The 26,982-nt window shown below is 71.3% G+C and carries 21 protein-coding genes and 2 pseudogenes; 5 read left to right on the plus strand and 18 right to left on the minus strand.

Translation table 11 applies throughout. From position 1 onward, the window contains the following. Positions 1-143: 143 nt before the first annotated feature. The gene (locus ACFWUY_RS15905) at positions 144-506 is read right to left on the minus strand and encodes a PRC-barrel domain-containing protein (RefSeq protein ID WP_384107725.1); all 363 of its coding nucleotides are present in this window, start codon (positions 504-506) and stop codon (positions 144-146) included. Between the two features lie 315 nt (positions 507-821). Between ACFWUY_RS15905 and ACFWUY_RS15910 the strand changes: the two genes are divergently transcribed. Beyond that, positions 822-1,274 carry an SRPBCC family protein gene (locus ACFWUY_RS15910; RefSeq protein WP_384107728.1) on the plus strand — a complete coding sequence of 151 codons (453 nt, stop codon included), beginning with the start codon at positions 822-824 and terminating at the stop codon, positions 1,272-1,274. A gap of 250 nt (positions 1,275-1,524) precedes the next feature. Here the strand turns inward: ACFWUY_RS15910 and ACFWUY_RS15915 are convergent, their stop codons facing one another. Continuing rightward, the gene (locus tag ACFWUY_RS15915) at positions 1,525-2,214 is read right to left on the minus strand and encodes an esterase/lipase family protein (protein WP_384107731.1); all 690 of its coding nucleotides are present in this window, start codon (positions 2,212-2,214) and stop codon (positions 1,525-1,527) included. Positions 2,215-2,351: 137 nt separating this feature from the next. Beyond that, positions 2,352-2,477 carry a hypothetical protein gene (locus ACFWUY_RS15920; protein WP_384107734.1) on the minus strand — a complete coding sequence of 42 codons (126 nt, stop codon included), beginning with the start codon at positions 2,475-2,477 and terminating at the stop codon, positions 2,352-2,354. A gap of 639 nt (positions 2,478-3,116) precedes the next feature. Between ACFWUY_RS15920 and ACFWUY_RS15925 the strand changes: the two genes are divergently transcribed. Continuing rightward, positions 3,117-3,692, plus strand: coding sequence for a hypothetical protein (locus ACFWUY_RS15925; RefSeq protein ID WP_384107736.1), 576 nt, complete (start codon positions 3,117-3,119; stop codon positions 3,690-3,692). Positions 3,693-4,250: 558 nt separating this feature from the next. Next, positions 4,251-5,945, plus strand: coding sequence for an alkaline phosphatase D family protein (locus tag ACFWUY_RS15930; protein ID WP_384107738.1), 1,695 nt, complete (start codon positions 4,251-4,253; stop codon positions 5,943-5,945). A 217-nt stretch (positions 5,946-6,162) separates the two neighbouring features. Here ACFWUY_RS15930 and ACFWUY_RS15935 read toward each other — a convergent pair whose 3' ends face one another. After that, positions 6,163-6,696: a 2'-5' RNA ligase family protein gene (locus tag ACFWUY_RS15935; protein ID WP_384107741.1), complete on the minus strand. Its 534-nt coding sequence runs from the start codon at positions 6,694-6,696 to the stop codon at positions 6,163-6,165. 227 nt (positions 6,697-6,923) lie between these two features. Here ACFWUY_RS15935 and ACFWUY_RS15940 point away from each other — a divergent pair, with 227 nt between their 5' ends. Beyond that, positions 6,924-7,289, plus strand: coding sequence for a VOC family protein (locus ACFWUY_RS15940; RefSeq protein ID WP_384107743.1), 366 nt, complete (start codon positions 6,924-6,926; stop codon positions 7,287-7,289). Between the two features lie 172 nt (positions 7,290-7,461). Here ACFWUY_RS15940 and ruvB read toward each other — a convergent pair. The 7 genes and pseudogenes from ruvB to ACFWUY_RS15975 form a co-directional block, all read right to left on the minus strand. Beyond that, positions 7,462-8,577: pseudogene (ruvB, locus tag ACFWUY_RS15945) on the minus strand (Holliday junction branch migration DNA helicase RuvB); the annotation flags it as partial. A 62-nt stretch (positions 8,578-8,639) separates the two neighbouring features. Next, positions 8,640-9,806, minus strand: a complete 1,167-nt coding sequence (gene recA / locus ACFWUY_RS15950) for a recombinase RecA (RefSeq protein ID WP_384107745.1) — start codon at positions 9,804-9,806, stop codon at positions 8,640-8,642. 61 nt (positions 9,807-9,867) lie between these two features. After that, positions 9,868-10,371, minus strand: a complete 504-nt coding sequence (locus ACFWUY_RS15955; protein WP_384107747.1) for a single-stranded DNA-binding protein — start codon at positions 10,369-10,371, stop codon at positions 9,868-9,870. A 222-nt stretch (positions 10,372-10,593) separates the two neighbouring features. After that, a complete protein-coding gene (locus ACFWUY_RS15960) occupies positions 10,594-11,403 on the minus strand; it encodes a hypothetical protein (protein WP_384107749.1) in 810 nt (269 codons plus the stop codon). Beyond that, the gene (locus ACFWUY_RS15965) at positions 11,400-11,915 is read right to left on the minus strand and encodes a hypothetical protein (RefSeq protein ID WP_384107751.1); all 516 of its coding nucleotides are present in this window, start codon (positions 11,913-11,915) and stop codon (positions 11,400-11,402) included. Before ACFWUY_RS15965 ends, ACFWUY_RS15960 begins: the two co-directional genes overlap by 4 nt. Then, positions 11,912-12,868 carry an ATP-binding protein gene (locus ACFWUY_RS15970; RefSeq protein ID WP_384107753.1) on the minus strand — a complete coding sequence of 319 codons (957 nt, stop codon included), beginning with the start codon at positions 12,866-12,868 and terminating at the stop codon, positions 11,912-11,914. Before ACFWUY_RS15970 ends, ACFWUY_RS15965 begins: the two co-directional genes overlap by 4 nt. A 258-nt stretch (positions 12,869-13,126) precedes the next feature. Further along, a pseudogene (locus ACFWUY_RS15975) lies at positions 13,127-13,976 on the minus strand (RecB family exonuclease). Here ACFWUY_RS15975 and ACFWUY_RS15980 point away from each other — a divergent pair. After that, entirely contained in the window at positions 13,861-14,100 is a 240-nt protein-coding gene (locus tag ACFWUY_RS15980) for a hypothetical protein (RefSeq protein ID WP_384107980.1), read from the plus strand. The pseudogene ACFWUY_RS15975 and the gene ACFWUY_RS15980 sit on opposite strands and share 116 nt — an antisense overlap. A gap of 439 nt (positions 14,101-14,539) precedes the next feature. On the opposite strand, the gene ACFWUY_RS15985 is transcribed toward ACFWUY_RS15980, so the two are convergent. The 7 genes from ACFWUY_RS15985 to ACFWUY_RS16015 all read right to left on the minus strand — a co-directional run bounded on the left by ACFWUY_RS15985 (position 14,540) and on the right by ACFWUY_RS16015 (position 26,884). After that, a complete protein-coding gene (locus ACFWUY_RS15985) occupies positions 14,540-17,173 on the minus strand; it encodes an RICIN domain-containing protein (protein ID WP_384107756.1) in 2,634 nt (877 codons plus the stop codon). Between the two features lie 41 nt (positions 17,174-17,214). Continuing rightward, positions 17,215-19,593, minus strand: coding sequence for a non-reducing end alpha-L-arabinofuranosidase family hydrolase (locus ACFWUY_RS15990; protein ID WP_384107759.1), 2,379 nt, complete (start codon positions 19,591-19,593; stop codon positions 17,215-17,217). A 602-nt stretch (positions 19,594-20,195) separates the two neighbouring features. Then, positions 20,196-21,746: a sigma-70 family RNA polymerase sigma factor gene (locus ACFWUY_RS15995; RefSeq protein ID WP_384107761.1), complete on the minus strand. Its 1,551-nt coding sequence runs from the start codon at positions 21,744-21,746 to the stop codon at positions 20,196-20,198. 227 nt (positions 21,747-21,973) lie between these two features. Further along, positions 21,974-23,449, minus strand: a complete 1,476-nt coding sequence (locus ACFWUY_RS16000; RefSeq protein WP_384107763.1) for a GH1 family beta-glucosidase — start codon at positions 23,447-23,449, stop codon at positions 21,974-21,976. A gap of 59 nt (positions 23,450-23,508) precedes the next feature. After that, positions 23,509-24,426, minus strand: coding sequence for a carbohydrate ABC transporter permease (locus ACFWUY_RS16005; RefSeq protein ID WP_384107765.1), 918 nt, complete (start codon positions 24,424-24,426; stop codon positions 23,509-23,511). A gap of 13 nt (positions 24,427-24,439) precedes the next feature. Then, entirely contained in the window at positions 24,440-25,444 is a 1,005-nt protein-coding gene (locus tag ACFWUY_RS16010; RefSeq protein ID WP_384107767.1) for a carbohydrate ABC transporter permease, read from the minus strand. A gap of 120 nt (positions 25,445-25,564) precedes the next feature. Then, positions 25,565-26,884 (minus strand): extracellular solute-binding protein, encoded by a 1,320-nt coding sequence (locus tag ACFWUY_RS16015; RefSeq protein WP_384107769.1) that lies wholly within the window; start codon positions 26,882-26,884, stop codon positions 25,565-25,567. Positions 26,885-26,982: the final 98 nt, after the last annotated feature.

Below are 26,982 nucleotides of genomic sequence, written 5' to 3' on the forward strand. Positions count from 1 at the left end.
GTTTCGCCCCTCTGCCCGGCCGGCCGGCCCCGGCCCCCGTGTCCCTCCCCCCCCCCCCGGGGCCCCCCCCGGGGGGGGGGCCCCGGGGGGGGCCCCGCGGGGGCCGGGGGGTGCTACGTGACGCCGTGTGGCAGCGCCTGTGCCTACAGCGGGCCGGCGCCACCCGTGTGCCCGTAGTACGAAGCCACCTGATCGCGGTAGGCGACCTCGTCGAGGTGCTTCTCGCGGTGGAACTCGGGGGCGTTCTCGATCTGTTCCTTGGTGAGGTCCAGATGGATCCTCTCGGCCTCCGCGTCGATGCGCGAGATCGTGTTCGCGGGCAGGAGGACTTCCTTGCCGAAGATCCACACACCGGTGTCGACCACGACGTAGGCGTCGTCGACCTCCTCGGAGTGCTTGTCGACCTTGCCGATGCTCCCGTCGAGCGCCTCCACCTTGTAGCCGGTGAGGTCCGTGCCGACGGCGTAGTTGAAGGACGGCCGGTAATTCCACGCGTTCTCAGTCACGTACGAACAACTCCTGGTTCGGAATCGATGGCGGTCCGGTCCGACCGGGCCGGGGCGTGGTCTCCTGACCTTCTTCGTCCCGCCCCGGCCCTGCGGACCGACCGCTTCTTCCTTCGTATCGATCTCTGGCATTCGGGTGCCCCGTTCCGCTGCCCGTATGCCTGGCGCCCTGTGCACGCGGGCTCCCGTCGCCGGGTCCCGGGCGGGGCCGTCTCGTGGGCGACGCGGATTCCGTACAGGGCAAGGAGGTGTGAGTTCTCCGGTGCGGGTTACGCGGATCCCCGTAACCCGTCCCCGAACGAGAAAGGCATTCCCATGTCGAAGGTCGAGGAGTCCGTCGAGGTCGAGGTCCCGGTCCGCACCGCGTACGACCAGTGGACCCAGTTCGAGACGTTCCCGCGTTTCATGGACGGCGTGGAGAGGATCGAACAGCGTACGGACACGCTCATCCACTGGGTCACGGAGATCGGCGGGGTGCGCCGCGAGTTCGACGCCGTCGTCACCGAACAGATCCCGGACGAGCGCGTCGCCTGGACGACCGTCGAAGGTGAGGCACGGCAGGCCGGCGTCGTCACGTTCCATCGTCTCGACGAGACCCGGACGAAGGTCATGCTCCAGATGGACTTCGCCCCCGAGGGACTGACGGAGCAGGTCGGTGACAAGCTCGGGTTCGTCAAGCGGAAGGTCACGGGCGACCTCAAGAGGTTCAAGTCGTTCATCGAAGAGCGCGGCGGCCAGGAGACGGGCGCCTGGCGCGGCTCGGTGTGAGGGACCGGCGAACGGCGTCGTGCGCGGGCTCGAGGACGCCACCGTCGCCGCCCCACCCGGACGCACGTCACGTCGGCTCGGTCATTCACGTACACGTACGTGCGGCGACGGCACCGTCATGACAGCGCCCTCCCCTGCCGGACCACTGGCCGCCGGCAGGGGAGGCGTCCGAGGAAGCGCTCACGGACGCATACGGGCCCAGCCCCTCGCCCGTACCGGGGGTCGGACGGCTCCCGGAGCGGACCGTCGTCTAGCGGATGTGCTTCTTGACCTCTTCGTAGACCGCCTGGTCGGTGTGCAGCTCGCTGTGGCCCAGGCAGGTGGTCATGCTGTTGGCCGCTCCGGAGAGAGCCACGCTGTCCCTGGGGCTGATGACCACGTCGCACGGCGAGCGCCAGGTGGCGTAGCGGAGGGATCCGGGAGTCTCGTCACCGGCGTTGAGCACGTTCAGGAAGTCGGATCCCGGCCGCATCTCGACACAAGGGGCGCCTCCGCACAGGCGCGCGACGTCGGTTCCGTGGTTGGGCCCCGCCAGGGAGACCCATGCGTCGACCTTGGAGGTGCCGCCGAGGTTCTTGAGGTAGTGGCGGGAGGACAACGCGCCCATCGAGTGGGTGACGACGTCGACCTTGGCGGCGCCGGTGGTGTCCAGGACGCGCTCGATCTCCTCGGCGAGCTGTTCGGCGGTGGTGGCGTTGGACTGGGTGGCGTTGTAGGTCCACTGGTCGAGGTGGCCGGTCGGCCAGCCGTCCGCCCGGAAGCGGCCGACCATGGTCCGCCAGGTGGAGCCGTCGGAGTTCCAGCCGTGGACGAAGACGACGGGGTCGGGCTGGACGGCCTCGTGTCGGCCGTCGGCCGCGAACGCGGACTCGGGGGCGGAAAGAAGAGGCATGAGCGCGAGGAGGAGCGTGGACAAGCTCCGCGACAGGTTCCTGATCACGCTCGGTTTGTAGCGCGCCGGCCACAGGAACGGCAGGGCCTGACAGGCGCGCTCACCCGCCCGGAGGCAGCGTTTCACCGCAGAAACGTGACAGCACCGCTGTCGGGCACACAATCCGGCAGCGTTCGGGCCGTTGTTCATCCCGGCATCGGCGGACCGGCGGAAAGCATGGGGCGGAAGGCGTTGCCGCGTGGCGCGCACACCCAGCCGGTGAGGGCGGTGAGGGCCACGAGGAACAGGGGCGGGGGCGACCACTCGGCCATGTCGCCCAGGCGAGCGCCAGGGCGAGGGCGCCGGACAGCAGGAGCGCGAGGGCGGAGCCGTCAACCGGCGCCTCGTCCGCGGGGCGTACGGGCAGAGCACCGTCGACCGCGTCGGCGAAGACGGCACCGGAGGCCCGGCTCACGCCCTCGATCCGGCGCGGCGTGGACTCGGCACCGTCCGGGGCGGTCGGCTCCACGGCCGCCGAACCGCCCACCGACGTGGGCCCGACGGCAGGGGTCGGGGTTCCGGTCGGTGCTCCCGTGTCGTACGGTCCCCGCTGTGGACACGGTGATCGGAGTGCTCGGCCGTTTCGCCTCGCGGGTGGCGCGCCGCCCTTCTTCGACCTGATGCGGTGGGCGTGATGGGCATCGCCGCCGCGGTCGTGGCATTCGCGGCCGACTGCCTCCTCGACCGGACCCGCCCCTGGCGGCGGACGGGCCAAGCGGTTTCCGGTGCGGGCTGCCTGCCTGCCGGTAAGCGGTCCACACCTCGGAGCAGGACCGCCTGATCCCTGATCGTCGTCCGCGGTCCTTACCCGTCCGGCTCGCTCTGATGGCGGTGGGACCGGAGCCGGGCGAGGGTGGTGTTCGACGACCGCATCGGTCAAGCCCCTCCCACCACCCAGAAGGAGCACCATCATGTCCGACCGCAACACTTTCGTCCGCAGCCTGCACGATGTGGGTCTGGCCGCCTGGTTCGGTGGCTCGCTGATGGGTGCGATCGGCCTCAACGGCGCGGCCGCGGACGAAGGCGGCACGGCGACGGCCACGGACCGGATCGCGTCCGCCGGCTGGGCGAAGTGGACACCCGTCAACGCCGCCGCCATCGGCGCGCACCTGTTCGGCGGCGGCGGCCTGCTGGCTGTGAACGCCCACCGTGTCGCGACCCAGCAGGGCGTGGCCGCCTCCACCGCGGCCAAGACCGTCGTCACCGTCGCGGCTCTGGCCGCCACCGCCTACGCCCGTGTCCTGGGCAAGAAGGTCGAGTTGGCCTCCTCCTCCGATCCGCAGGACGCCGAGAAGGCGCGGGAGCACCCCGTCGACCTCGACAAGGCCCGGCGGCAGCTGGCCTGCGCGCAGTGGGCGGTTCCGGCGCTCACCGGATGCCTGGTGGTGCTCAACGCCCTGCACGGCGAACAGCAGCGTCCCGGCGAGCAGATCCCGGGCATGTGGGAGCGGGCCCAATCCGTGAACCCCTTCATGCACCGGTCGTGATGAACAGACGAGCAGTGCCTCCTCTCAGCGGTGAGGCTCTTCCGTAGCACCTGAGAGGGCCCTCGCCGAGGAGACACGTCGTCACCGCTTGGCTTCGTTCGCTTCTGAGGAGTTCGTGGACGGCGAGGCGCTGGTGCCGGCGTCCGGATCTCGCTGATGCCTTCGAGGTTCAGCCGACCGGAGGCCCGGCGGAGCGCTTCGTCGCCGGAGTGGTCGCGGCCTGTGCGTTCGGGCCCGGTCAGGGCGTGTGGTGAGCCGGGCCGGGTGCGCGTTCCGTACGGCACGAGCACGACGGGGATCACGCGGAGCGCGACATCAGGGCCGTTCCCGCCGCCCGGCGGCGAGGGCCGCGGCAAGCGGACGAGGAGCTGCGGGCAGCGGGGAAGAGTCCCTCCCGGGCTGTCGAGCGGGGGTGGGGCCGGGCGGCGCGACGGCCGCGGCTTCGGGAGGTCGTGGTGGGCGGTGCGGCCGGTCGGTGACAGTGCCGCTTCCGCCGTCGTTCAGTACTGTACGGAGCGGCCGTTCTGTGCCGTACAGAGCGCTGGAAGGGGGCTCGTGATGGCCGGGTTGAGGCTGGGACCACTCCTGCGGCACGTGGACTGGGACTCGGGCACGAGCGCGACGGTCTGGGTCGAGACCGACCGGGCGTGCACGGCGGAGGTCCGGTGCCCGGGCGGCGCCGGGGGCTCGGCTCCGACGTTCCGCGTCGCCGGCCACCACTACGCGCTGGTGGTCGTGACCGGACTCGTCCCAGGGTCCGCCACGGCGTACGAGGTGCTGCTCGACGGCGAGCGGGTGTGGCCCCTCGCGGACTCGCCCCAGCCGCCCAGCACCATCCACACGCCGCCGGTCCCGGCGACGGGCGCGGTGGTCGCCTTCGGCTCGTGCCGGTGGGCGGCGCCTGCCGTGGGCGAGCCCGATCCGGTGGGCCCCGACGTCCTCGACACCCTCTCCGCCCGGCTCGCCGCGGACCCGGAGGCCGAGCGTCCGGACGTTCTCCTCCTCCTCGGCGACCAGGTGTACGCGGACGAGACGTCCGACGACACCCGCGCCTGGATCGCCCGGCACCGGCGGGCCGCCGGCACCGGCTCCGCCGCCCCGCCGGACCAGGTCGCCGACTACGAGGAGTACACCCACCTCTACGACGAGTCCTGGGGCGACCCCGAACTGCGCTGGCTGCTCTCGACCGTGCCCAGCTGCATGATCTTCGACGACCACGACGTCATCGACGACTGGAACACCAGCGCCGCCTGGGCGGCCGACATCCGGGCGACGCCCTGGTGGCACGAGCGGATCACCGGCGGCCTGATGTCGTACTGGGTCTACCAGCACCTTGGGAACCTCTCCCCCGCCGAGCTCGCCGAGGACGAGCTGTACGCGGCGGTGCTGGCGGCCGACGACGGCACGGAGGTGCTGCGCGCGTTCGCCGAACGCGCCGACGCCGACCCTGCGACGGTGCGCTGGAGCTACCGCAGGGACTTCGGTCGCACCCGGCTGCTGATGGTCGACACCCGGGCCGCGCGGGTGCTGGAGGAGCAGCACCGGGCGATGCTGGACGCCCAGGAGGCGGACTGGCTGCGGACGCAGGCGTTCGACGATCCCGGCGGCGTCGACCACCTGCTGATCGGGACCTCGCTCCCGTGGCTGCTGCCTCCGATGGTCCACTTCGCGGAGGGCTGGCACGCGGCGCTCTGCCGGGGCGAACACGGGCCGCGCTGGGCGCGCTTCGGCGAGTGGCTGCGCCGACGGGCGGACCTGGAGCACTGGGCGGCGTTCCCCTCGTCGTTCGGGAGGCTGACGGAGACGGTCGCCGAAGTGGGGAGGGCCGACGCCGCCCCGGCGACGGTGTGCGTGCTCTCCGGGGACGTGCACCACGCGTATGTGGCGGAGCCCGTCTGGACCACCGGGCGGCAGCCGCACTCCCGCGTCTTCCAGTTCACCTGCTCGCCGCTGCACAACTCGGTGCCCCCGGCCATACGGGCCGGATTCCGTTTCGGCTGGAGCCGGTTCGCCAAAGGAATCGGGCATCTCCTCGCCCGCCACGGACGGGTCGCGATGCCGGCGGTCCGGTGGGAACGCACCGGCGGACCGTGGTTCGGCAACCAGCTGATGACGCTGACACTGCGTGGACGTACAGCGCGGCTGCGGCTGGAGAAGGCCTCGGCGGGTGCGAAGCGGGGGCGCCGCGGGACCGACCGCGCGGGAGCGCGGCTCATCGGCGTCCTCGACCGGATCCTGACGGACGGAAGGTGATGGATGGAAGATGGCGCCCCGCCGGACAGTGTCCGCCCCGCCCCCGCCGTCCGGACCCTCGCCACCCGGATCCGCGCCCTGATGACCTTCGGCCGTCACCGGCTGCTGATGAGCCGTCCGTCCGACCGACGGTCGGACGCGGGCACCTCGTACGGTCCACTCGGCGGACGATGCCTGTTCGACGGAGGACGTCGGCCCGTCGGCAGCGGGGGGCGTCTCAGGAGCGGGGCTCCAGTACCTCCAGGGCGCCGGTCTCGGTGTCGTAGCTGCGCAGGGTGATGAGCCGGGCCGACAGCGGCGGCGCCGGCAGCAGTTCGGGGACGCGCCGGCCGGCGAAGGCACCCGCCCGCCGGGTACGGCCGAGGGTGACGTGCGGACTCCATCGCCCAGGTTCATGAAAAGGGCTGAGGGTCCCGGGCGGGCTGTCCGAGGCCACCGCCTCCCACACCCGGCGGTGCAATCCGGTCAGCGCGGAGTCGAGGTCCAGCGCCCAGGCCAGCACCGAGGTGGGCCGCTCGAAGCGGACCACTCCGGTGAACCTCACCGGCAGCGGCAGGACGGCGGCCGCCTCGACGAGCTCCCAGCGGATCGGGGCGGTCAGCTCCGGGCAGGCGGCCAGGGTGAGGTGCGGGCTGTTGGTCGGTGAGCGGTGGCGCGCCCGACTGGGCAGCCCCGCGTCCGCGAGCCGCCGCCAGGCCTCCCGAACCGCCAGCTCCGCCGCCTCGTCCAACAAAAGCTCGACCGTGCGCACCGCCGCAGCCTACCGGCGAGACCGGCGGAACAGGAGATCCGGCCCTGTGCGGCAGCGCCACGTCGAAGCGGCTGGTCAGCGGGGTGGTGCGGCCTCGTTTCGGGATGCTCGTGGTGGTCGTGGGCGGCGGTCCGGGGTACAGATCGTCCGGCGGGGCGGTTCCGCCGATGAGTTCACCGTCCTCGAACGGTCCACCCGGTGACACGACCGTTCTCGACAGGAGTGCCATGTCCACCATCCAGCCAGTGATCGTGACTGCCGACCAGGACGTCCTGCTCGGCTTCTACACGGCGTTGTTCGGCGCTGAGGAGATCTTCCGGGTACCGGCGGAAGGCCCGGCCTTCTACCTCGGCCTGCGCATCGGAGACACCGACCTCGGGTTGGTGGCCAAGGCGGACCCGGGGGCCGGGGCGTCGCGGATCCTGCTCAGCATCGGTGTCGACGACGTCGACGAGACGCTCGGCCGGGTGGAGGCGCTGGGCGGCTCGGTCCGCGGCGGCCCCGCCGACATGCCGTGGGGACAGCGTGTCGCCCACATCCGGGACCCCGACGGCAACCCGGTGAACCTCACTCAGCCGATCCCGGCCCGGTGACGCTGTCAGCGGTAGGACTGCCTGTCCTCAACGGCCTGTCCTCGGCGGTTTCCGGACGGGCGGCCATGGGTCTCACCGTCGCGGGGGCCTGTGCCGGAGGGGTGGCCGGGGAGGTGGTCCGTCCGGTGCGGTCTCCGGGCGGTCCGTCCTGTCCGGAATCGCCCTTCCGGTGCGGTCCCGGGAAAGCGGCCCAGGAGGGCCGGGACGACCCGGGCGGCGGTACGAGCCCGACGTGGGCCCAGGCGGCGGGCGTCGCGACCCGCCCCCGGGGCGTCCGGGCCAGCAGCCCCTCCCGAACGAGGAACGGTTCTGCGACCTCCTCCACCGTCTCCCGCTCCTCCCCCACGGCGACCGCGAGGGTGGCCAGGCCCACCGGTCCGCCGCCGAACAGCTTCAGCAGGGCGTGCAGCACGGCCCGGTCCAAGCGGTCCAGGCCACGGCCGTCGACCTCGTAGACCCCCAGGGCCGCGGACGCGATCTCGCGGGTGACCACGCCGTCCGCGGTGACCTGGGCGTAGTCCCGCACCCGGCGCAGCAGGCGGTTGGCGATGCGGGGCGTGCCGCGGGAGCGGCGGGCGATCTCGGCGGCGCCGGCGGGATCGATCTCCACCTCCAGCAGCCGGGCGGAACGGTGGACGACGCGCTCCAGGTCGGCCGGGTCGTAGAACTCCATGTGGGCGGTGAAGCCGAAGCGGTCGCGCAGCGGCGGGACCAGCCTGCCGGCCCGGACGGTGGCGCCGACGAGGGTGAACGGCGGCAGCTCGAGGGACATGGCGGTCGCGTCGAGGCCGGTGCCGATGACGATGTCGACGCGGAAGTCCTCCATCGCCATGTAGAGCATCTCCTCGGCGGGCCGGGACATGCGGTGGATCTCGTCGAGGAAGAGGACCTCGCCCCCGGTGAGCGAGGCCAGGACCGCCGCCAGGGCCCCGGGGTGCTGGATGGCGGGGCCGGAGGTGATGCGCAGCGGGGCACCCATCTCCGCGGCGATGATCATCGCCAGGGTGGTCTTGCCGAGCCCCGGGGCACCGGAGAGCAGCACGTGCTCGGCGGTGGCGCTCCGCTGCCGCGCGGCCCTGAGGACGAGGTCGAGCTGCTCGCGGACCCGTTCCTGGCCGATGAACCCGTCCAGGTCCTTGGGGCGCAACGCCGCCTCGGTGGCCCGGTCCTCACCGTCGGCGGGGGCTGCGACCAGCCGGTGGGCCGGCTCCGCCGCGGTGGGCCGGCCTGCGGCGGTCCTGCCCGGGGCCGGCGTCTCGTCCCGGGGTGTGGCGGCGCCGGGGCGCATGGCACCGCCCCGGTTCACCGGCGTTCGGCTCGCTCCGGGGTGAGGGAGCGGCGGGCTGGTCTTCACGACCCGGCCGGGGTGCCGTCGAGGAGGACACGGGGGACCGGACCGCTCGGGGCCGATGAGGTCGGCCCGGTGGAGCGCCGACCGGCCGCGGCCGAGTCGAACGGCACGGTGCCGGGTGCGGCCACTCGGTTCGCCGTATCCGCCCAGGGCTCCGCCGGGGCCTCCGGCTTCGCCCCGATGCCCAGTTCCTCCCTGATCTTCTTCTCGATCTCGTCGGCGAGGTCGGGGTTGTCCTTCAGGAAGGCGCGGGCGTTCTCCTTGCCCTGGCCGAGCCGGTCGCCCTCGTACGTGTACCAGGCACCGGCCTTGCGCACGAAGCCGTGCTCCACGCCCATGTCGATCAGCTCGCCCTCGCGGCTGATGCCCCGGCCGTAGAGGATGTCGAACTCGGCCTGCCTGAACGGGGGCGCGACCTTGTTCTTGGCCACCTTGACGCGGGTGCGGTTGCCCACCGGCTCGGTGCCGTCCTTGAGGGTCTCGATACGGCGGATGTCGAGGCGGACCGAGGCGTAGAACTTCAGGGCGCGGCCACCGGTCGTGGTCTCCGGCGAGCCGAAGATCACGCCGATCTTCTCGCGCAGCTGGTTGATGAAGATCATCGTGGTTCCGGAGTGGCCCAGCGCTCCGGCGATCTTCCGGAGCGCCTGGCTCATCAGCCGGGCCTGGAGGCCGACGTGCGGGTCGCCCATCTCGCCCTCGATCTCCGCACGCGGCACCAGCGCGGCGACGGAGTCGACGACGATCAGGCCCAGGGCCCCGGAGTGGATGAGGGTGTCGGCGATCTGCAGGGCCTGTTCGCCGTTGTCCGGCTGGCAGACCAGCAGGGCGTCGACGTCGACGCCGAGCCGCCTGGCGTACTCGAGGTCGAGGCCGTACTCGGCGTCGATGAACGCCGCGGTCCTGCCTGCCTTCTGCGCGTTGGCCATGGCGTGCAGGGCCAGGGTCGTCTTGCCGGAGGACTCCGGGCCGTAGATCTCCACCACGCGGCCGCGCGGCAGGCCGCCGACACCGAGGGCGAGATCCAGGGCGATCGAGCCGGTGGGGATGACCTCGATCGGAACCCCCGGCTCATCGCCCAGGCGCATCACCGAGCCCGCGCCGAACCTTTTTTCGATCTGGGCGAGGGCGAGCTCGAGCGCTCCCTCGCGGTCCTGTTCCTTCATGGGGTCCGCCTCGGATGGGTGCGGTGTGTGGTCGCGGCCGGCGCACGGGTGCGCCGGCCCGTCAGAAGGGCTCCGTCTCCTCGCGGGGGGCACGTCGTCCGCCCCCGGCGGGGACCGGCTGCTCGCCGCCGTCGGACCGGTCGAGCAGGCCCTCGGCGGGAGGACGGGGGCCGCCGCGGGAACCGGCGGGGACGCCGGTGTGCGGGGGCTTGGAGATCGTCGCGGCGGCGAACCGCAGCGACGGGCCGATCTCGTCGGCCTCCAACTCGATGACGGTCCGCCTCTCGCCCTCCCGGGTCTCGTACGTCCGCTGACGCAGCCGCCCCTGGACGATGACGCGGGTGCCGCGGGTCAGGGACTCGGCGACGTGCTCCGCCTCCTGCCGCCAGACCGAGCAGCGCAGGAACAGCGTCTCGGCGTCCCGCCATTCGTTGCTCTGCCGGTCGAAGGTGCGGGGCGTGGACGCGACGGTGAAGTGCGCGACCGCGTCGCCGGACGAGGTGAGGCGCAGCTCGGGGTCGTCGGTCAGGTTGCCGACGACGGTGATGACGGTTTCACCGACCATGGCGGTTTTCCTCTCGTGCGACGGGTGATTCCTCACCCGTGCCTGTTCGAGTTCGACGGGCGGCCTCGTACCGGTGGTGATGGCGCCCGGAGGGAAGGCCGCGCCGCTCCGGCCGGGTGTGAGGGGTGAGTCGGGCGCCGCGGGTCTCCGGGGGAGTCGCGGTGGCGAGGGGCGGCAGGGCTCCGGTACGGCGGCCTTCTCGCGTCGGGGCGATCACCGGGGTCACCTCGCTTCGCCCTCCTGCCTCGGCCCGGGCTCGGCGATCCCGGCTGCGAGGAGCCGTGCCTGGTGGGCAGGGGCCCTCCTCAGCGGGATTCCGAGCCGGGGGACGGTGCAGGGACGGCCTACGGCAGCCCCGCACCAGGGACAGGGCACGCGGAGGGAGCGGACACGCGGGTCGCGCTTCGAGCCGGTGAGGCCGGTGGGGTGGGAGGGCGGACCGCCCGGGGCGGCGGGCACGCGCCGGCCTCCGGGTATGCGCTGAACCCGCTGTCCTGAGGCGATCGCGGTCACCAGCTCGAGGAGTTCCGCACGATAACGGCGCGGGTCGTCAGGGTCGCTGTCCGGGAGCGGCAGCGGGTTGCGGGCGAGCCGCTCCTCCCGGATCGCGCGCACCTCTGCGCGGATGTCGGCGGCGGCGATATGGGACCGCTGCCTGCCCAGCCGGGTCACGGCCGCCCGCACATCGGCGACGTCCAGGTCGGCGAGCAGCAGGTGCCAGGCGTCCGTCGTGGTGTCCTCCAGGTGCATCGACGGGCACATCGCCGCGACCAGGGCGACGAGTTGGGCCGTCTCGGCCGGCAGCATTCGCTCTTCCCTTCCGCGGGGGGACGTCCCGGCCGGCGCCGGTGCGCCGCTTCCCGCCGCATCCGCCGACTGCTGGTACACGTACAGGACGGCCCCGCAGGCGCACCGCAGCCGCTTGTCGTCCTCGAACGTCCAGCGTCCGCAATCGAGGTGACCGGCTTGGGAGACCAGGAACCACACCGTGCCGAGCGCGTCCCGGCCGGGGTGGGCGACGACAGTGGTCATGGATCCTCGCCACCTTTGAGGGGGAGCAGACGGCGCAGGTCGAGGGTGCCGGTGTACAAGGCGCGGGCGATCCGTTCCCGCCCGCCGGGCAGGGGGCGCAGGCTGAACGACCGTGGTTCGGAGACCGACAGCACCCCAAGCCCCGGGATCGCCTCGCCGGTGTACGGGTCGGCGACCGGGTCGAGGCAGGTCAGCCGGGCGAGGAACTGCCGCTGCCAGCTGGGGCGCACCCGGACCAGCGTCTCCACCTCGCCGGGGTGGTTCTCGGCCACCCAGGCGGTGAAGGCCTCCTCGTCGGCGACCACGACCGTCGGTCTGGGGTCGACGAGGGTGAGGGTGGCGACCGGTGTGTCGTCCGGCAGGGCCACCCGGACCGACTTCAGGTTCAGCTCGGCGCGGGCCTCGAGCAGCCCTTCGAGGACCTCGTGGCGTTCGGTCTGGTACTCGGCTTCGACGGCGTCGCGCAGCACCCGGAGCACGGCGACCCGGGTGGCGTGCTCCTTGAGGCTCATGCGGCCTTGTCCTTCCGCTCGGTCCCGTTCTCCCGCTTGGCCCCGGCCCCGGAACCGACGTCCTCGGCGACCCTGTTCCTCGCCGCCGCGGTGCCGTGACGCACTATCAGCTGGCCGAGCGTGCAGGTCTCCCCGGCGTCGTCCAGGACGGCGGCGCCGAGCAGGTTGTGCCGGCGGGCCTCCTCGTACAGGGCGCGCAGCTCGTCGTGGCTGGCGCCCGGCGCGGTGGCCGCCGTGACGTAGTCGGAGACGGAGAGGGCGGGCTTGCCGGCCTCCAGCCAGCTGAGGACGGCCTCGGCGAACTCCGGGCCCGGCTTGCGGAGCACCGTCCCGGACAGCGGCTTCGCCCGGGACTTGGAGATCACCAGGGTGTTCTCGTGGTCGAGATCGCCGACGATGTCGAATTCGTACTCGATGCCCTCCCGCTGCTCGGGCTTGAGCCCGATCTTGCGCGGTACCTTGCGGCCGCGCTCGTCGGCCTCCACGACGTACTCGGTCTTGGTGCGCATGGTGACGATGAGGTGGCCGGGGTAGGCGAGCAGGGCGTCGATCATCGCCCGCTCCTGGGGGCGGGCTTCCTTCCAGCCGGCGAAGCTGCCGCCCGATCCGAGGCGCTTGGCCGCGTTGTCGACCTGCTCCAGCATCCCGCCGGTGCCGGACCAGAAGTGACTCAAAGAATCGACGATCATGACGTCGTAGCCCTCGTGGGCGGCCACCGCGAGCGCGTCGACGAGGGTGGTGGGCTGGAACGTCGTGAGCGGAAGGGTGTCGAAGGCGAACTCGTCGGCGTACTTGGCGGCGCTGCCGTGCTCGGTGTCGATCAGGGCGACCCGCTCGCCGAGCCCGGCGGCGGTGACCAGGGCGGTGTAGGTCTTGCCCGACCCGGTGGGGCCCGCGAGCGCGATGCGGGCCTTGGCCTGTTCCTTGGTGGCGGTGGTGAAGGTGAGGTTCACGCCGTTCTCCTGGCGTCTGCGACGGCGGTTCCGGGTGGGCCTGACCGGCAGGGGACGCGGTCCTCGACCGGCAGGACGTGCTCCCGCGCAGCCGTCACTCGGATCGAATATGCATTCGAATTACTGTCTGCATCCACGTTAGGCGCACAAGAGGGAACAATCCAGCCTTTTTCGTCAGAAAAATACAACGAGGGAGGAAATGTCCGCAATAAGGCGTACAATGCCCTCCCGCATGTGCGGGTGTCGGACACTCCGGCCTCAGTCGGCGTCGGCGGCCGGGCGCTCGCCCTCCCCCGCGGCCGGGTCCGTGGCGACGGCCAGGGGATAAGGCGGCGGGGTGCCGCCCCAGGCAGGGCACAGCGCTCGATGGGGACACCAGTCGTACAGCCCGGCTCGGGCGCGGGAACCAGTCACCCGTCCGCGTCGCCTGCCCGATCGCGTCCCACAGCGCCAGCAGCTTGCGCTCCACGGTCCGCAGATCAGCCTCCGCCGGGTCGTAGGTGAGCACGTCCCCGCTGCCCAGGTAGACCAGCTGCAGGCGGCGCGGCACGGTGCCACGCAGCCGCCACAGCACCAGGGCGTAGAACTTCAGCCGGAACAGCGCGTCCGCCGCGTACTCGGGCCGGGGCGCCCGGCCGGTCTTGTAGTCGACGATCCGCACCTCGCCGGTCGGCGCCACGTCCACCCGGTCGATGATCCCGCGCAGCCTCAGCCCGGAGTCCAGCGTGGTCGTGACGGACAACTCTCGTTCCGCGGGCTCCAGCCGGGCCGGGTCCTCCAGGGTGAACCACCGCTCGACCACCTGCGGGGCGAGCCCGGACACGGTCCGCCGACGGCTCGGCCGGCTCTTCGCCGCCGGCATGCTCCAGACCCGCTGCGAGGTCGCACGCCCCCTGTCGGAGTGGCCGGTCACCGTGATCCAATGGGGGCGCGCGGCCGCGGGGGAGCTGGAACGCGTCTCACGCGGAGTCACCGGGGCCCGGGAGGTACGGCTGTGCGCCGGCGTCACCGGCCGGAACAACGTCCTCATCATCGCCTGGGTGAAGTCCCTCACCGACGTGCAGCGCTTCGAGGTACGACTCGCCCAGCGCGTTCCCGGCCTGGGGATCACCGACCGGGCCGTGGCCCTGTGGCCGCTGAAGCTCAGCGGCCATCTCCTCGACGAACAGGGCTACCGCATCGGCGGCGTCCCTCTGGATGTCCGCACCGCCGGAGCGAGCACCCGGCCCTAGTACTGCAACGGTCTTTGACCTGATGGTTCTGCGGTTTCGGGTGGTGTGTGGCCGCGTCGTTCGTAGTGGCTGACGCGTGCCTGGTGTTGTCGTCGGCGGCGCCAGTTCGACCGGTGCGGGACGTGGTCGAAGGGTGTGGGTCGGCGGCGGGTGAGGCGGTGGATCAAGCGTCGGAGTTCAAGAAGGCCGAGGGGGACGAGGTGGGAGGATCCGTTTCTGCTTTGCCGGCGTCGAGCTCGCGGGCCCGCAGGAGGGAAGTACGCGATGCTCCGCGCGCCGCGCTCCCTGCCGAGTCCGATCGTGGTCGCGCGCTGACCGGTCAAGGCGAGTTGGTCCCCAACTGGTCCGCCACTCATGTCCGGGCCGGGAGTACAGCACCACGACGCCGCTGCCGGGGGCCGCAGGCCGTCGTACCTGCGGCCCCCGCTCGGGGTGAGGGTCAGGACGGGTCGCCGTACTGGAGGCCACGTCCGTTGGTGCCGATGTAGACGCGCCCATAGGTGTCGGGGTCGCCGGTGACGACGCCACCGCCGCTGATGCTGCCCCACTGGTGGGCGTCGTCGTTGACGCGCACCCAGGTGGCGCCCTTGTCGCTGGAGCGGAAGACTCCGGTGACGTCCTTGACGGTGCCGATCAGGTACAGGGCCTGGTAGGAGGCGCCCGGCGCGGCCTTGCCGAAGCCGAGGGCGGAGGCGGACTGCACCGTCGTGAGCGCGGTGAAGGTGTGGCCTCCGTCGGTGGAGTGCAGCAGCCCCTTGGCGCCGCCGGCGATCCACAGGTCCCCGGCGATGCCGGGGACGGCCGTGAGCCGGCCGGCGGGCAGGTTGGTGGCGCGGGCGGTGAAGGTCGCGCCACCGTCGGTGCTGGCGTGGAGCGTGCCGCCGGCCAGTGAGTAGAAGGTCCTGGCCGAGGAGCGGTCGGCGACGACCACGGCGCCGGTGCCCAGGCCGCCGACCCTCGACCAGCTCGTTCCCTTGTCGGTCGAGCGGTACGGCGCCTGCCCTTCCTCGGTCCAGACGATGGCGGAGCCGTCCGCGGCGAGTGCGACCTGCCCGCTGTCGGCGCTGCCCACCGGCTCCGACCTGAAGCCGCTCCAGTTGCTGCCGCCGTCGGTGGAGTAGGCGCCGTCCTGCGCGCCGCCACGGCCGACGCGGACCATCACCGAGGGGTTGGACTGGGCGAAGTCGATGTCCGTACTGGTGATCATCAGCGGGTTCTTCAGCCGCCCTGCGGGCACCCTGGTCAGGGAGCTGGAGGAGCCGTAGTGGAAACCGCCCAGGTCACCCAAGGAGGAGATGACGGTGGCGCCGCCGGGCGGGGCGACCGCGTCCTGCACCGCGGTCTCCTCAAGACCTCGGGCCCCCACGGTCCAGTGGCTGGTGCCGCCGCTGTCGGTGGCGTGGGCGTCCTTGCTGCGCCAGATGCCGCTGCCGGTGCCGTACAGCACGTGTCCGGAGTCGAAGGGATCGATGGCGAGGGCGGTCATCCAGTGCCCGGTGCCGGTACCGACGTAAGGAGCGGCGGAGGCGTCCCGTACCGACTTGTCGGCCAGTGCCTTCCAGGTCGTGCCGCCGTCGGTGGTGCGGTAGATCTCGTCCTCGGGCCACCAGCGGTCGAGGGTGGTCACCATCACCGTGGACGGCTTCCGCGGGTCGACGGCCAGACCTGAGAACCCGTAACTGCCCTTGGAGGGCGAGACGTTCTTCCATGCCCCGCCGGCCGGCGTGTACTTCCACACCGAGCCCGCGGTCACGCCGTTGGGTCCGACGACGTCGGTGTACGTCAGGTACAGCGAGCCGTCACCGGAGAGCACTCCGTGCTGCGGCATCTGGCCGGTGGGCTGCCCGGAGACGGCCTGCCAGGTGGTGCCGCCGTCGGTGGAGCGGTAGAGGGAGCGGGACTCGTCGGCGACGCCGACGTAGACCGTCCTGCTGCCGGCCGGGCCGTACGTCACGAAGGAGATGCCCGCGCCGCTGCCCGCCCCGTCCTTGACGGGGAACGAGGAGACCTGGCTCCAGGTCACCCCGTGGTCGGTGCTGCGCCACAGTCCGTTCTTGCGGCTGCCGAGGAGCAGGGTGCCGTTGTTCGCGGGGTCGATCACCAGCCGCTCGCCCGCCCCGCGGCCGTCCTCGTTGGCGCCCAGCTTGAAGGGCAGATCGGTGCGCTTGAAGGTGCGGCCACGGTCGGTGGAGCGCAGGATCGCGCCGTTGCCCGCCCAGCTGTTGGTGTACGTGCCCGCCGTGAGGTAGAGCCGCTCGGGGTCGACGGGGTCGGTGGCCAGCGAATCGATGCCCAGCAGGTTCCAGTCCTTCTCGCCGACCCAGTCGGTCAACGGGATCCACTGCTCGGCCGCGACGTCCCAGCGGTAGGCGCCGCCCATGTCGGTGCGCGCGTACAGCAGGCCCTTCGCACGCGGGTTGAACACCAGCCCGGTGACGTAACCGCCGCCCACCACTTGGGCGTTGTTCCACACGTACGGTCCGGTTCCGGCCGCCTGGGACTCGGCCGTCTTCACCAGCTTCCACTGCTGGTTGGTGCTGCCCTTGCCGGGATACTGGATGACCAGCGCGCCGTCGGCCGTGGAGCCTCCGGAGACGTCCAGGACCTGGCCGCTCCTGCGGGAGGTGAAGGTGACGGCGTCGGAACCGCTCACCTCGTCGATCCGCCACTCCTGAGAGGTGGCGGAGCTGTCGGTCTGCTGCTCGGCGGCGGCCGCCTGGGCGGACGAACCGCCCGCTATGCCCAGCACTTTGCCGCTGTTGCGGTTCACCAGCTCGTAGTAGCCGTCCCCGGCGGGTCGCAGCCTCCACTGCTGGTTGGCGGTGTTCTGGTCGGTCCATTGCTGGATGCGGGTGCCGTCGGCCGTGGAGAAGGCGTTGACGTCCAGCGCCTTGCCGCTGCGTACGGAGACCAGCCGGTAGTAGGCATTGCCGTCGACCGTCGCGGCCTGCGAGTCGTCCTGTACGAACAGGAGATACGGCACGACAAGAGCGGGCGCTCCGAGCAGCAGTCCTGTCGCGGTCCAGCGACGGCGGTGACGCCCGCGGCGTCCACCGTTCGTGGGGTTCTTCATGGGGGGTTGTTTCTCCTTGCGAATCACCGTGGATCGGGCAGTCAGCGCTGCAGGGTGAGGACACCCGGCCGGTACGGCAGTCGGTCGTAGGGGCCGCCCGCGGTGGGGGACTTGCCCTGGTAGAGGAACTGCAGGTTGCAGGGGTCGATCGTCATGGTCTGGTCGGGATTGTTACGGACCAGGTCACCGTGGCTGATGTCGTTGGTCCAGGTGGCACCGCTGTTCGCCTTGCCTGCGAAGGGGCTGCTCTCGCTGCCGGCCTGCGGGGTCCACGAACCGCTCAGGCTGGAGGCCGTGAACGAGCGGAAGTAGCGCCCGTTCGCACCCTTCGCCTCGACGATCATGAGGTACTGCTGCCGGCCCTGGACCTTGTAGACCTGGGGGGCCTCGAACAGCTTGGCCTCCGTGTCGCTCATGACCGTCGTGTACGACGAGCCGAAGCTGCCCGGGAAGTTCCCGATCGGCATACTCGCCCGGTAGATCTTGCCGTTGTCACCGGCGAAGAACAGGTACATGTTCTGGTCGTCGGCGATCAGGGTCTGGTCGATCGGGCCGGTGGGGGAGCCGGTGATGCTGCCGGTGAACAGCGGCTGCGGCGCGGACCAGCCGTTGGGGTTGGTGGGGTCGCTCGACGTGCGGTAGACGAAGGGCCACGAACCCCACTGGTACGCGAGGACCCAGACCTTCTTGGGCGCGAAGTGGAACAGCGTGGGCGCGACCGCCGGCTGGCTCATCGCCCTCTGTCCGGCGGACGCCATGTCCGACCAGTTGGTGAAGGGGCTGAACGTCATCGAGCCGTACTTCGATCCGTTGAAGTTCGACCCGTAGACCAGGTGCTCGCCGTTGTGCACCACGTGGGTGAAGTCCTTCAGCGAGGCCCACCCGTTCGCAGGCTGCGCCAGGGCACCCGTCGAACTCCACTTGTACGTCGACGGAAGCGCGCACGTGCCGCCGCCCGACCCGGACGGGGCGGTCCACTTCTGGTTGCCGACGCCCCCACAGGCGTGCAGCTGGATCTTGGTGCCGTCGGCGGTGGCCGCGCCGACGGCGTCGAGGCACAGCCCGGACTGGACGCCGGTGATCGTGCCGTCGGTGTTGATGTTCCACTGCTGGTTGGTGCCGCCGTTGCAGTCCCAGATGACCACCGCGGTGCCGTTGGTGGTGCCCTTGCTCTTGGCGTCCAGGCACTTGTCGCCGTGGATCTTCAACTGCTTGGCGTCGGTGTGGGTCCAACGCTGGTTGGCCTGTCCGCCGCAGGTCCACAGCTGCGCCCGGGTGCCGTTGGCGGTGGTGGAGGCGGGAATGTCGACACAGCGGCCGGAGGCCACGCCCTTGATCTCCCCCGTACCGGTACTGGTACCAGTACCGGTACCGTCGGACGGCTTGCTCGGGGTGGTACCCAGGCCGGAGCTGAGGGCGTTCATGACGGCGGTGTACGCGGGCTTGGGCTTGCCGTTGTTGTCGAACAGCAGCGGGCTTTCGCCGCTTCGCCAGGAGTCGCTGTCACGGACGCCCCACACCGTGATGCCGGTGCACCGGGCCACGGACAGGCAGGCTTTGACCGCGTCGGCATAGTGGGTGGGCGATGCCTTGGCGATGTCCAGCTCGGTGATCTGGACGTCGACGCCCAGGGCGGCGAAGTTGGCCAGGGTGGTCTTGAAGCTCGCCGGCGGACCGCCCGCTCCGAAGTGGCTCTGGAGCCCGACGCAGTCGATGGGCACGCCGCGGGACTTGAAGTCCTTGACCATTCTGTAGACGCCCTGGGTCTTGGCGTCCGACCAGTTCTCGATGTTGTAGTCGTTGTAACAGAGCGTGGCCGAGGAGTCGGCCGCACGGGCGGTGCGGAACGCTTCCTCGATGAAGCCGTTGCCCAGGACCTTCTGGAACACCGAGCTGCGGAGCTGGCCGCCGGGGCCGTCGGCGAATGCCTCGTTGACCACGTCCCACGCGTAGATCTTGCCCTTGAAGTGGGTCATCGTGGTGGTGATGTGACCGTTCATCACACTGCGCAGCGTGTTCGCGTCGCCGATCGAGCCGACCCAGGACGGAAGCTGCGAGTGCCAGACCGTGGTGTGGCCGCGCACGCGCTGGCCGTTCTCCTTCGCACGGCTGACGATCCGGTCGGCGGGGCCGAAGTTGAAGGTGCCGCGGGACGGCTGGACGGCGTCCCACTTCATCTCGTTCTCCGGGGTGATCATGTTGAACTCCCGGTCGGCGATCGCGGTGTACGCCGAGTCGCCGAGCCTGCCGGCGGCCACGGCGGTGCCGAAGTACCTGCCCGAGGGGGACGCCTGCGTACCCAGGTTCGCGGCTCCGGCGGAGCTGGGGAGGAGCGTCACGACTCCGGCCACCACCGCCGCGGCCGACAGTCCTATCGTCACTGTTCGGCGACGCCGGCTGAGCCGGTGCAGGCCCTTCATGATTCTCCTCGGGGGTTGCGGGTCACCCTGGGTGCCGTCGTCGTGCGCGCGTCGGCCGGTGCGGCCTGACCTGCCGCGGGGTGGATGCGGTGCAGGACGTGCGGCCGTTCCTGCGTCCCGGTCGCCCGGGGTTCTTGGGTGTGTCGCGTCATGGGAGAGCTTTCTTCAGGGATACGTCACGGAAGTCGGGAACCTGCCACACCGGCACGTCATGGTGAGCGGCGGGAAGGGCACCCTGAAGTGGAGGCTTCCGAACCTGCGGTCGCGTAACAGAAAAGTCGCGCCGCCCGGAAGTTGGCTCAGTGATGCGTCTCGCAGGCAGAAAGCGTTATGCCGAGCCCCGCGGTCTGGTCGTCCCTGGGGGAAGGCGCGCCACACCGATCAGCGGTGACGGAGTTCGGAGTGGCACCGGTGGCGGATGCGGTGATCAGCCTTCAGGCCGGTCGGTCACGGCGAGGCCGTCGTCCATGGCATGCGGAGCAAAGCCGGCTTCGGCCCAGCACTCGGCTCACTGTCGGGTGGAGAGAGGCGTGAGCGGGTTCGTGCCGCGGGATCACCGCTGTCACTGAGCGGCCCGGTCCGGGATGCTCCAGGAGCCGTTCTCAGCCCCAGGCCCCGCGCATGATGAAGGTGGCCTGGCCGGCGAAGGTCCGAGTGCCGTCGGAGCCATCGAGCCAGATGCCATCGTCACGATGGCGGAGGGCCGATCCCGGATAGTTGTGCGCGTGCAGGGTCACCGACCCTGCGACCGCCCCGGGGCGCGGACAGAAGGTCGCGTCTTCACGAAACAGTTCGCTGCCGTCGTTGGCGCTCAGCCGCAGCCGAAGGTAGTGATGGCGAAGAAACCGGCCGTCCGCGGCGCGGAAGGTGACGCACCGAGTGTCGGCCAGCCCCTCGACGACCGTGAAGGTGCCCCGTTGCCGAGCCTGCGCGCTGCTGGACGCGGAGACTCGGCCGAGCGCCGCGAAGTCGCCGGCGTAGGTGACGAACAGGCCGGGTTGGTCCACGGACTCCAGCGACCGTGCGCCCAGCGGAACAGTGCCTGCGACGGCGGACGGACGCACCGGGGACGGTTTGTCCGGTGTGGTGGTGCGCGACGGGATCGGCGTGGGAGTGCCGACCGTGGGGGCGGCGATGACGCCGGGCACCCGAGGCGCCGGTTCGGGCCAGGTCGCGTAGGTGGCGGTCCCGGCGATGAGCACCGCGCCGGCGGCGAGGCTCACCAGCGGATGAGCGGTCACCGCGTGGAGTTTGCCGATCAGCGCGCTGTGCAGCATGCCTCCCCCCGTCGCCGTGCCGACGGCGACGGGTGCCGTGGCCAGCCCGGCGGCGCTCGCGGCGGTACCCGACAGCAGGCCCTTGGCGGCCAGCGCGGAGATCAGTCCGACCGGGACGGCCAGCGTCGTGAGGCTGAGGGGCAGCAGTTCGGCCGGAACCCGTTCTGTCGTCGTCGCCATGCAGACCGGGCAGCCACGGGTGTGCCGCGCTATCCGCTTACGCCACACCGATGCGCGGAGACCGTCCCAGCCGACGACGGCCTCGTCCAACTGCGGACAGCGCGGGTCGGCCTCCAGCGCGGCGACGATCGTCCGGCACAGTTCCAGCTGCTCGCGCATGCGTTGCAGGCGCACTCCGACGTGGGCGACCGTGAGCCCCGTCGCGGCGGCGATGTCGTCACGGCTCAGCAAACCGGCGCATTCCTGCCACCACAGTGACAGCAGCACCCGATGGTCCGGATCAAGCCACCGGCTGGCTTCGCCAACCCGGCGGCGCTCGTCCGAAACGTGCAGCCGCAGGATCGCCGCGTCCACGGGTTCGGCGCCTGCGTCCGGTATCTGGTGTGCTTCGTCGATGTTCGTGGTCCGCTCGGCGAAGGCGTGCTTCCGGTGCAGGTGGGTGTTGATCTGGCGGAGCGTGATCGACACAAGCCAGGACCGGAAGCTCTCCGGGGCACGCAGGGCAGGCAGGTCGCGCACGACACGCAGCAGGGTTTCCTGGACGACGTCGTCGACGTCGGCGTGTCCGCTCAACGCTCGGCCGACGATGTTGTAGACCAACGGCAGGTACGCGGCGATCAGCTCCTCGCGCGCCCGATCGTCACCGGCCTGCGCCGCGACAACCAGCCCCGCGTGGTCCACATCGATTAGCCCCATTCCCACCTTCTTCAGGGGAGCGATCCGCCGAGTACGACGGCATACCTTAGCGTCGGCAAAGACATACGGCCGAACTCTGTGCCTGAGGCGGCCTGGCCGGGCCGCCACCGGATGGTGGTCCTACCGCCTGACCGACCCGGACGGCACCGCCACGGGCCTGCGGGTGCCCCACCTCCCTGACTCCAGCGCCGGAGCGGCCCGTGTGCCGGTAGACGGCCGTGTACTTCTCAGAGGCCCGGGACCGAGTTCGCGGCGATGGCCCTGGAGTACCAGCGGGCACTGGCCTTCGGAGTGCGCAGCTGGGTGGCGTAGTCGACGTGGACGGCTCCGAAGCGCTTCTCGTATCCGTACGCCCACTCGAAGTTGTCGAGAAGGGACCACAGGAAGTAGCCGCGTACGTCGGCGCCGTCGGCGACGGCCCGGTGGACGGCGGCGAGGTGCCGGTGGAGGTAGTCGATCCGGTCATGGTCGCTGATCCAGCCGTCGGGAGTGGGGGTGTCGGGGAAGGCGCCGCCGTTCTCGGTGATCGCGAGCGGCAGGCCGGGGTGGGCCTTGGAGGTGGCCATGAGGAGGTCGTACAGGCCGGAGGGGTCGATGGGCCAGCCCATGTCGGTGGTGTCGCCGGGCGGCAGGTGGAAGTTGACGTCCTCGGAGCCGGGCCACGGGGAGTGGTCGCTGGCGCCGTGCGAGTGGTTGGCGGCGGCCGCTTGCGGAGTGGGGGCCGAGACGACCGTCGGCGTGTAGTAGTTGATGCCGAGGAGGTCGATCGGGGCGCCGATGGCGGCCTCGTCCCCGGGCTTGACGAGTTCCGTCCAGTCGACGAGGTGCTCGGTGTCGGCGATCAGGTCCGCCGGGTAGCCGCCGGAGAACATCGGACCGGTGAAGATCCGGTTGCCGACGGCGTCGATGCGGCGGGCCGCGTCGAGGTCGGCGGGGCTGTCGGTGAGCGAGCGGACCTGGTGCAGGTTGAGGGAGACCGCGATCCGGGCGTGGGCGGGCAGGGTGTCCCGCAGGGCGGCGGTGGCGCGGCCGTGGCCGAGGTTCAGGTGGTGGGCCGCGCGCAGGGCGAGTGCGGGATCGGTGCGGCCCGGGGCGTGGACGCCGGAGCCGTAACCGAGGAAGGCCGAGCACCAGGGCTCGTTGAGGGTGGTCCACAGGGCGACCCGGTCACCGAGGGCCTCGGCGGCCAGGGCCGCGTACTCGCCGAAGCGTTCGGCGGTGTCGCGCTCGGCCCAGCCGCCGCCGTCCTCCAGTTCCTGGGGCAGGTCCCAGTGGTAGAGGGTGGCGACGGGCTGGATGCCGGCGTCGAGGAGTTCGTCGACGAGCCGGCTGTAGAAGTCGAGGCCCGCGGCGTTGGCGGGGCCCCGGCCGCCGGGCTGGACACGCGGCCAGGAGAGGGAGAAGCGGTACGCCTGGAGACCGAGGTCGGCCATGAGCGTGACGTCGGTGCGGTAGCGGTGGTAGTGGTCGCAGGCGATGTCGCCGGTGTCGCCGTTGGCGACCTTGCCGGGGGTGTGGGAGAAGGTGTCCCAGACGGAGGGAGTGCGGCCGTCCTCGGCCGCGGCGCCCTCGATCTGATAGGCGGCGGTGGCCGCTCCCCACAGGAAGCCCGGCGGGAAGTCCAGCCGTTCGGTGCCCGCCGGGGCGGGCGCGGTGGCGCGGGCGGTGGGGGTGGACGAGGTGGTGACAGGGGTCGCGGGCATGACGGAGTGCTCCTTCGACAAGGGGTGTGGGACGAGGAGAGAGCGGGAGGGGAAAGGGATCAGCCCTTGATGGCGCCCTGGGTGATGCCGCCGACGATGTGACGGCCGAAGAGGGCGAAGACCAGGAGCAGGGGCACGGTGCCGATGAGCGCGCCGGCGGTGATGACGGACCAGTCGGTGGACCAGCCGGTGCCTAGTCCGGCGAGCGCGACCTGCACGGTGGGGTTGGTCGAGCCGTTCATGACGATGATCGGCCACAGGAAGTCGTTCCAGGACTGGACGAAGGTCAGCATGCCCAGGACGGCCATCGCCGGGCGGGCGATGGGGAAGACGACGTGCCAGATGACGCGCAGGGAGTTGGCACCGTCGACGCGGGCGGCTTCCAGGAGTTCGGTGGGCAGGGCCTGGGAGAGGAACTGCCGCATGAAGAAGACGCCGAAGGCGGTGACGAGCACGGGCAGGATCAGCGCCCCGAGGTGATTGCTCAGCCCCAGGTTCTTCGTGAGGATGAAGAGGGGTACGACGCTGAGCTGCGCCGGCACGGCCATGGTGGACAGGACCAGGCCGAGCATGACCTTCATGCCGCGGAAGCGGAGCTTGGCGAAGGCGAAGCCGGCGAGTACGGAGAAGGTCACCGTGCTGACGGTGACGGCACCGGCGACGAGCGTGGAGTTGAGCAGGGCGACGCCCATGCCGCGCCCGCCGGCGTTGTCCCACACGTAGCCGAGGTTCTTGAACAGGTTGCCGCCGGGCAGCAGCGGCGGCGGGCTGGAGACGACCGCGTGGCTGTCGGTGGAGGCGGCGACCAGCGTCCAGTACAGCGGGAAGAGGGACGCCAGGGCCGCGAGGCCCAGGACGACGTGGGCGAGCCGCCCGGCCCGGTGCTGGCCGCCGGCCGCGCCGGCCCGGGCGGACGGTCGCGGCGCCTTCGCCTGGCGGCGGTCGGGGGCGGCGGTGGGGGCGGTGGTGGTGGTCATGTCGTACTCCACGTCACTGGGAGGCGCGCAGGCGGCGGGTGATCAGCGCGTTGACGAGCCCGATGAGCAGCAGCAGGCCGAACATGGTCCAGGCGACCGCGCTGGCGCGCCCGAGCATGCTGGAGTGGAATCCCTGGTCGTACATGAGGATTCCGAGGGTCTCGTACTGGTGGTCGGTGCCGCCCTGGTGGCCGCTCTGGCCGCCGAACAGGTAGGGCTCGCCGAAGAGCTGCGTGGCGCCGATGGTCGAGACGATCACCGTGAAGAGGATCGTGGGGCGCAGCGCGGGGACGGTGACGTGCAGGAACTGCTTCCAGCGGTTCGCCCCGTCGAGGGCGGCGGCCTCGTACAGCTCGCGCGGCACGGCCTGCATGGCCGCCAGGAAGATCAGGGCGTTGTAGCCGGTCCAGCGCCAGGTGACGATCACGGAGATCGCGAACTGCGAGCTCCAGCGGCCGGCCTCCCAGTGGACAGGCCCGGCGCCGAAGAGGCCGAGGAACCAGTTCGCCATGCCTCCCTCGGGGCTGAAGATCAGCGCGAAGACGAGGGTCGCGGCGGCGACGGAGGTGGCGTACGGGGCGAGGAGCGCCGTGCGCAGGAAGCCGCGGGCGCGGAGCCGGTAGTTGAGCAGGTGGGCCAGGCCGAGCGCCATGAGCAGCTGCGGGACGGTCGAGAGGACGCCCAGGGTGAAGGTGTTGAGGAGGGCGTTCCAGAAGTAGTGGCTGACCTGGCCGGTGAACAGGTCCGTGTAGTTCCGCAGGCCGACCCATTCGGCGCGGTCGACGTTGTAGAGGCTCACCCGGTGGAAGGAGAGCCAGCCGGTGTAGAGCAGCGGGAAGAGGCCGAAGGCGGCGAAGACGAGGAAGAACGGCGCGACGAGGGCGTACGGCGTGCCTTTGGTGTCCCAGCGGTGCAGGCGGCTGCGCCAGGCGGACGGTCCGGCGGGGCGGGCCGGAGGCGGCTGGGGGTCCTGCCGGGCTGCGGGGCCGGTGCGGCTGGGTGCGGTCGTGGAGGCCACGGGCGGGTTCCTTCGGTGGTCACGGCGGGTCGCGTCGGTACGGGGAGGGGGCGGCCGGCTCCCCGGTGGCCGGCCGCCCCCTCTCCCCGCGACGGCGGCCGGGGAGAGTCAGGGGAAGGACTACTGGATGGAGCTGTCGATCTGGCGGACGGTGGCGTTCCAGGCCTCTTCGGGGGTCTTGCCGTTCTGCTCCATGAGCTGGACGCCGGTGCCGAACGCCCCGGTCAGGTCACCGGCCTTCGGGCCGTTCTCGGCGGGCTTGATGGCCTTGGCGGCGGTGGAGAAGATCTGGCCGGTGGCGGCGTCGGGGCCGATGAAGGGGTTCTTGTAGTCGACGACGCCCGGCAGGGCGTAGGCGGCCTGGTTGGCGGGGATGTTTCCGACCTTCTGGAAGACCTTCGCCTGCTGCTCGGGCGCGGTGAGCCAGGCCACGAGCTTCTTGGCCTCGTCGACGTTCTTGCCGGACGTGGGCACGGCGAGGAAGGAGCCGCCCCAGTTGCCGGCGGCCGGCGGCTGGGCAATGTTCCACTTGCCCTTGTTGGCGGGGCCGGAGAACTGCTGGATGTTGGACTGCTGCCAGGAGGGGCAGACGGTGGTGGCGAAGGAGGACTTGGAGAACGCGGTCTGCCAGGGGGTGTCGAACATCTTCAGGCCCTGACTGGTCTTGCCCTGGACGGCCTTGACGGCCAGGTCCCAGCCGTTCTTGACGCTGGGCGAGTCCTTGTAGGCGAGCTTGCCGTCCTTGTAGTACTGGACGGTGCTGCTGGAGACGACGGCGTTGAACAGTCCGGTGGCGCTGTCCATGAAGTAGGTGCCCTTGGGCGCCTTGGCCTGGTACCGCTCGGCCACGTCGACGAACTTCGCCCAGTCGCCCGCCCACAGCTTGCCGACCGCGTCGGGGTCGGAGGGCAGGCCGGCGGCCTTGAACAGGTCCTGGCGGTAGCAGATCGCCATCGGGCCGACGTCGGTGCCGAGTCCGATCGTCCGGCCGTCCTTGGTGGTGGCCTGGTCCCACTTCCAGGGCAGGTGGTCCTTCTTGTCGACGCCGGGGGCGTCGGACAGGTCGACGAAGGCGTCGGCGAGGTCCTCAGAGGTGGCCAGGGATATGCGGCCGACCTCCAGGGCCTGGACGTCGTCGAGACCGCCGCCGGACAGCCGGGTCTGGAGGGCGGTCCAGTAGTTGCCCTCGACGGTCGTCGGGTTCTCCTTGATGGTGATCCCGGGGTGCGCCTTCATGTAAGCGTCGTACAGCCCGGCTTCCTTGTAACCGAAGGTCCCGAAGGTGCCGACGGTCAGGGTGACCTTGCCGCCGGCGGACGTGGAGCCGTCGTCGTCGGAGGAGCCGCAGCCGGTGAGGGCGAGCGCGAGGGCGAGGGTGGCGGAGGCGACCGCGGCGGATCGCGTACGGGCACGGGCACGCGGCATGGACAAGCGGGACATGACATCTCCTCGATGCTTCAAGGGGGTTGAGGTGTTCGCCGGGCGGGGCCGGTGCCCGGCTCGCGGGCTGTCGGCGGTGGGCCGGTCGGCGGTGTGCG

Source organism: Streptomyces sp. NPDC058664, assembly GCF_042716635.1.
Lineage (GTDB): Bacteria > Actinomycetota > Actinomycetes > Streptomycetales > Streptomycetaceae > Streptomyces.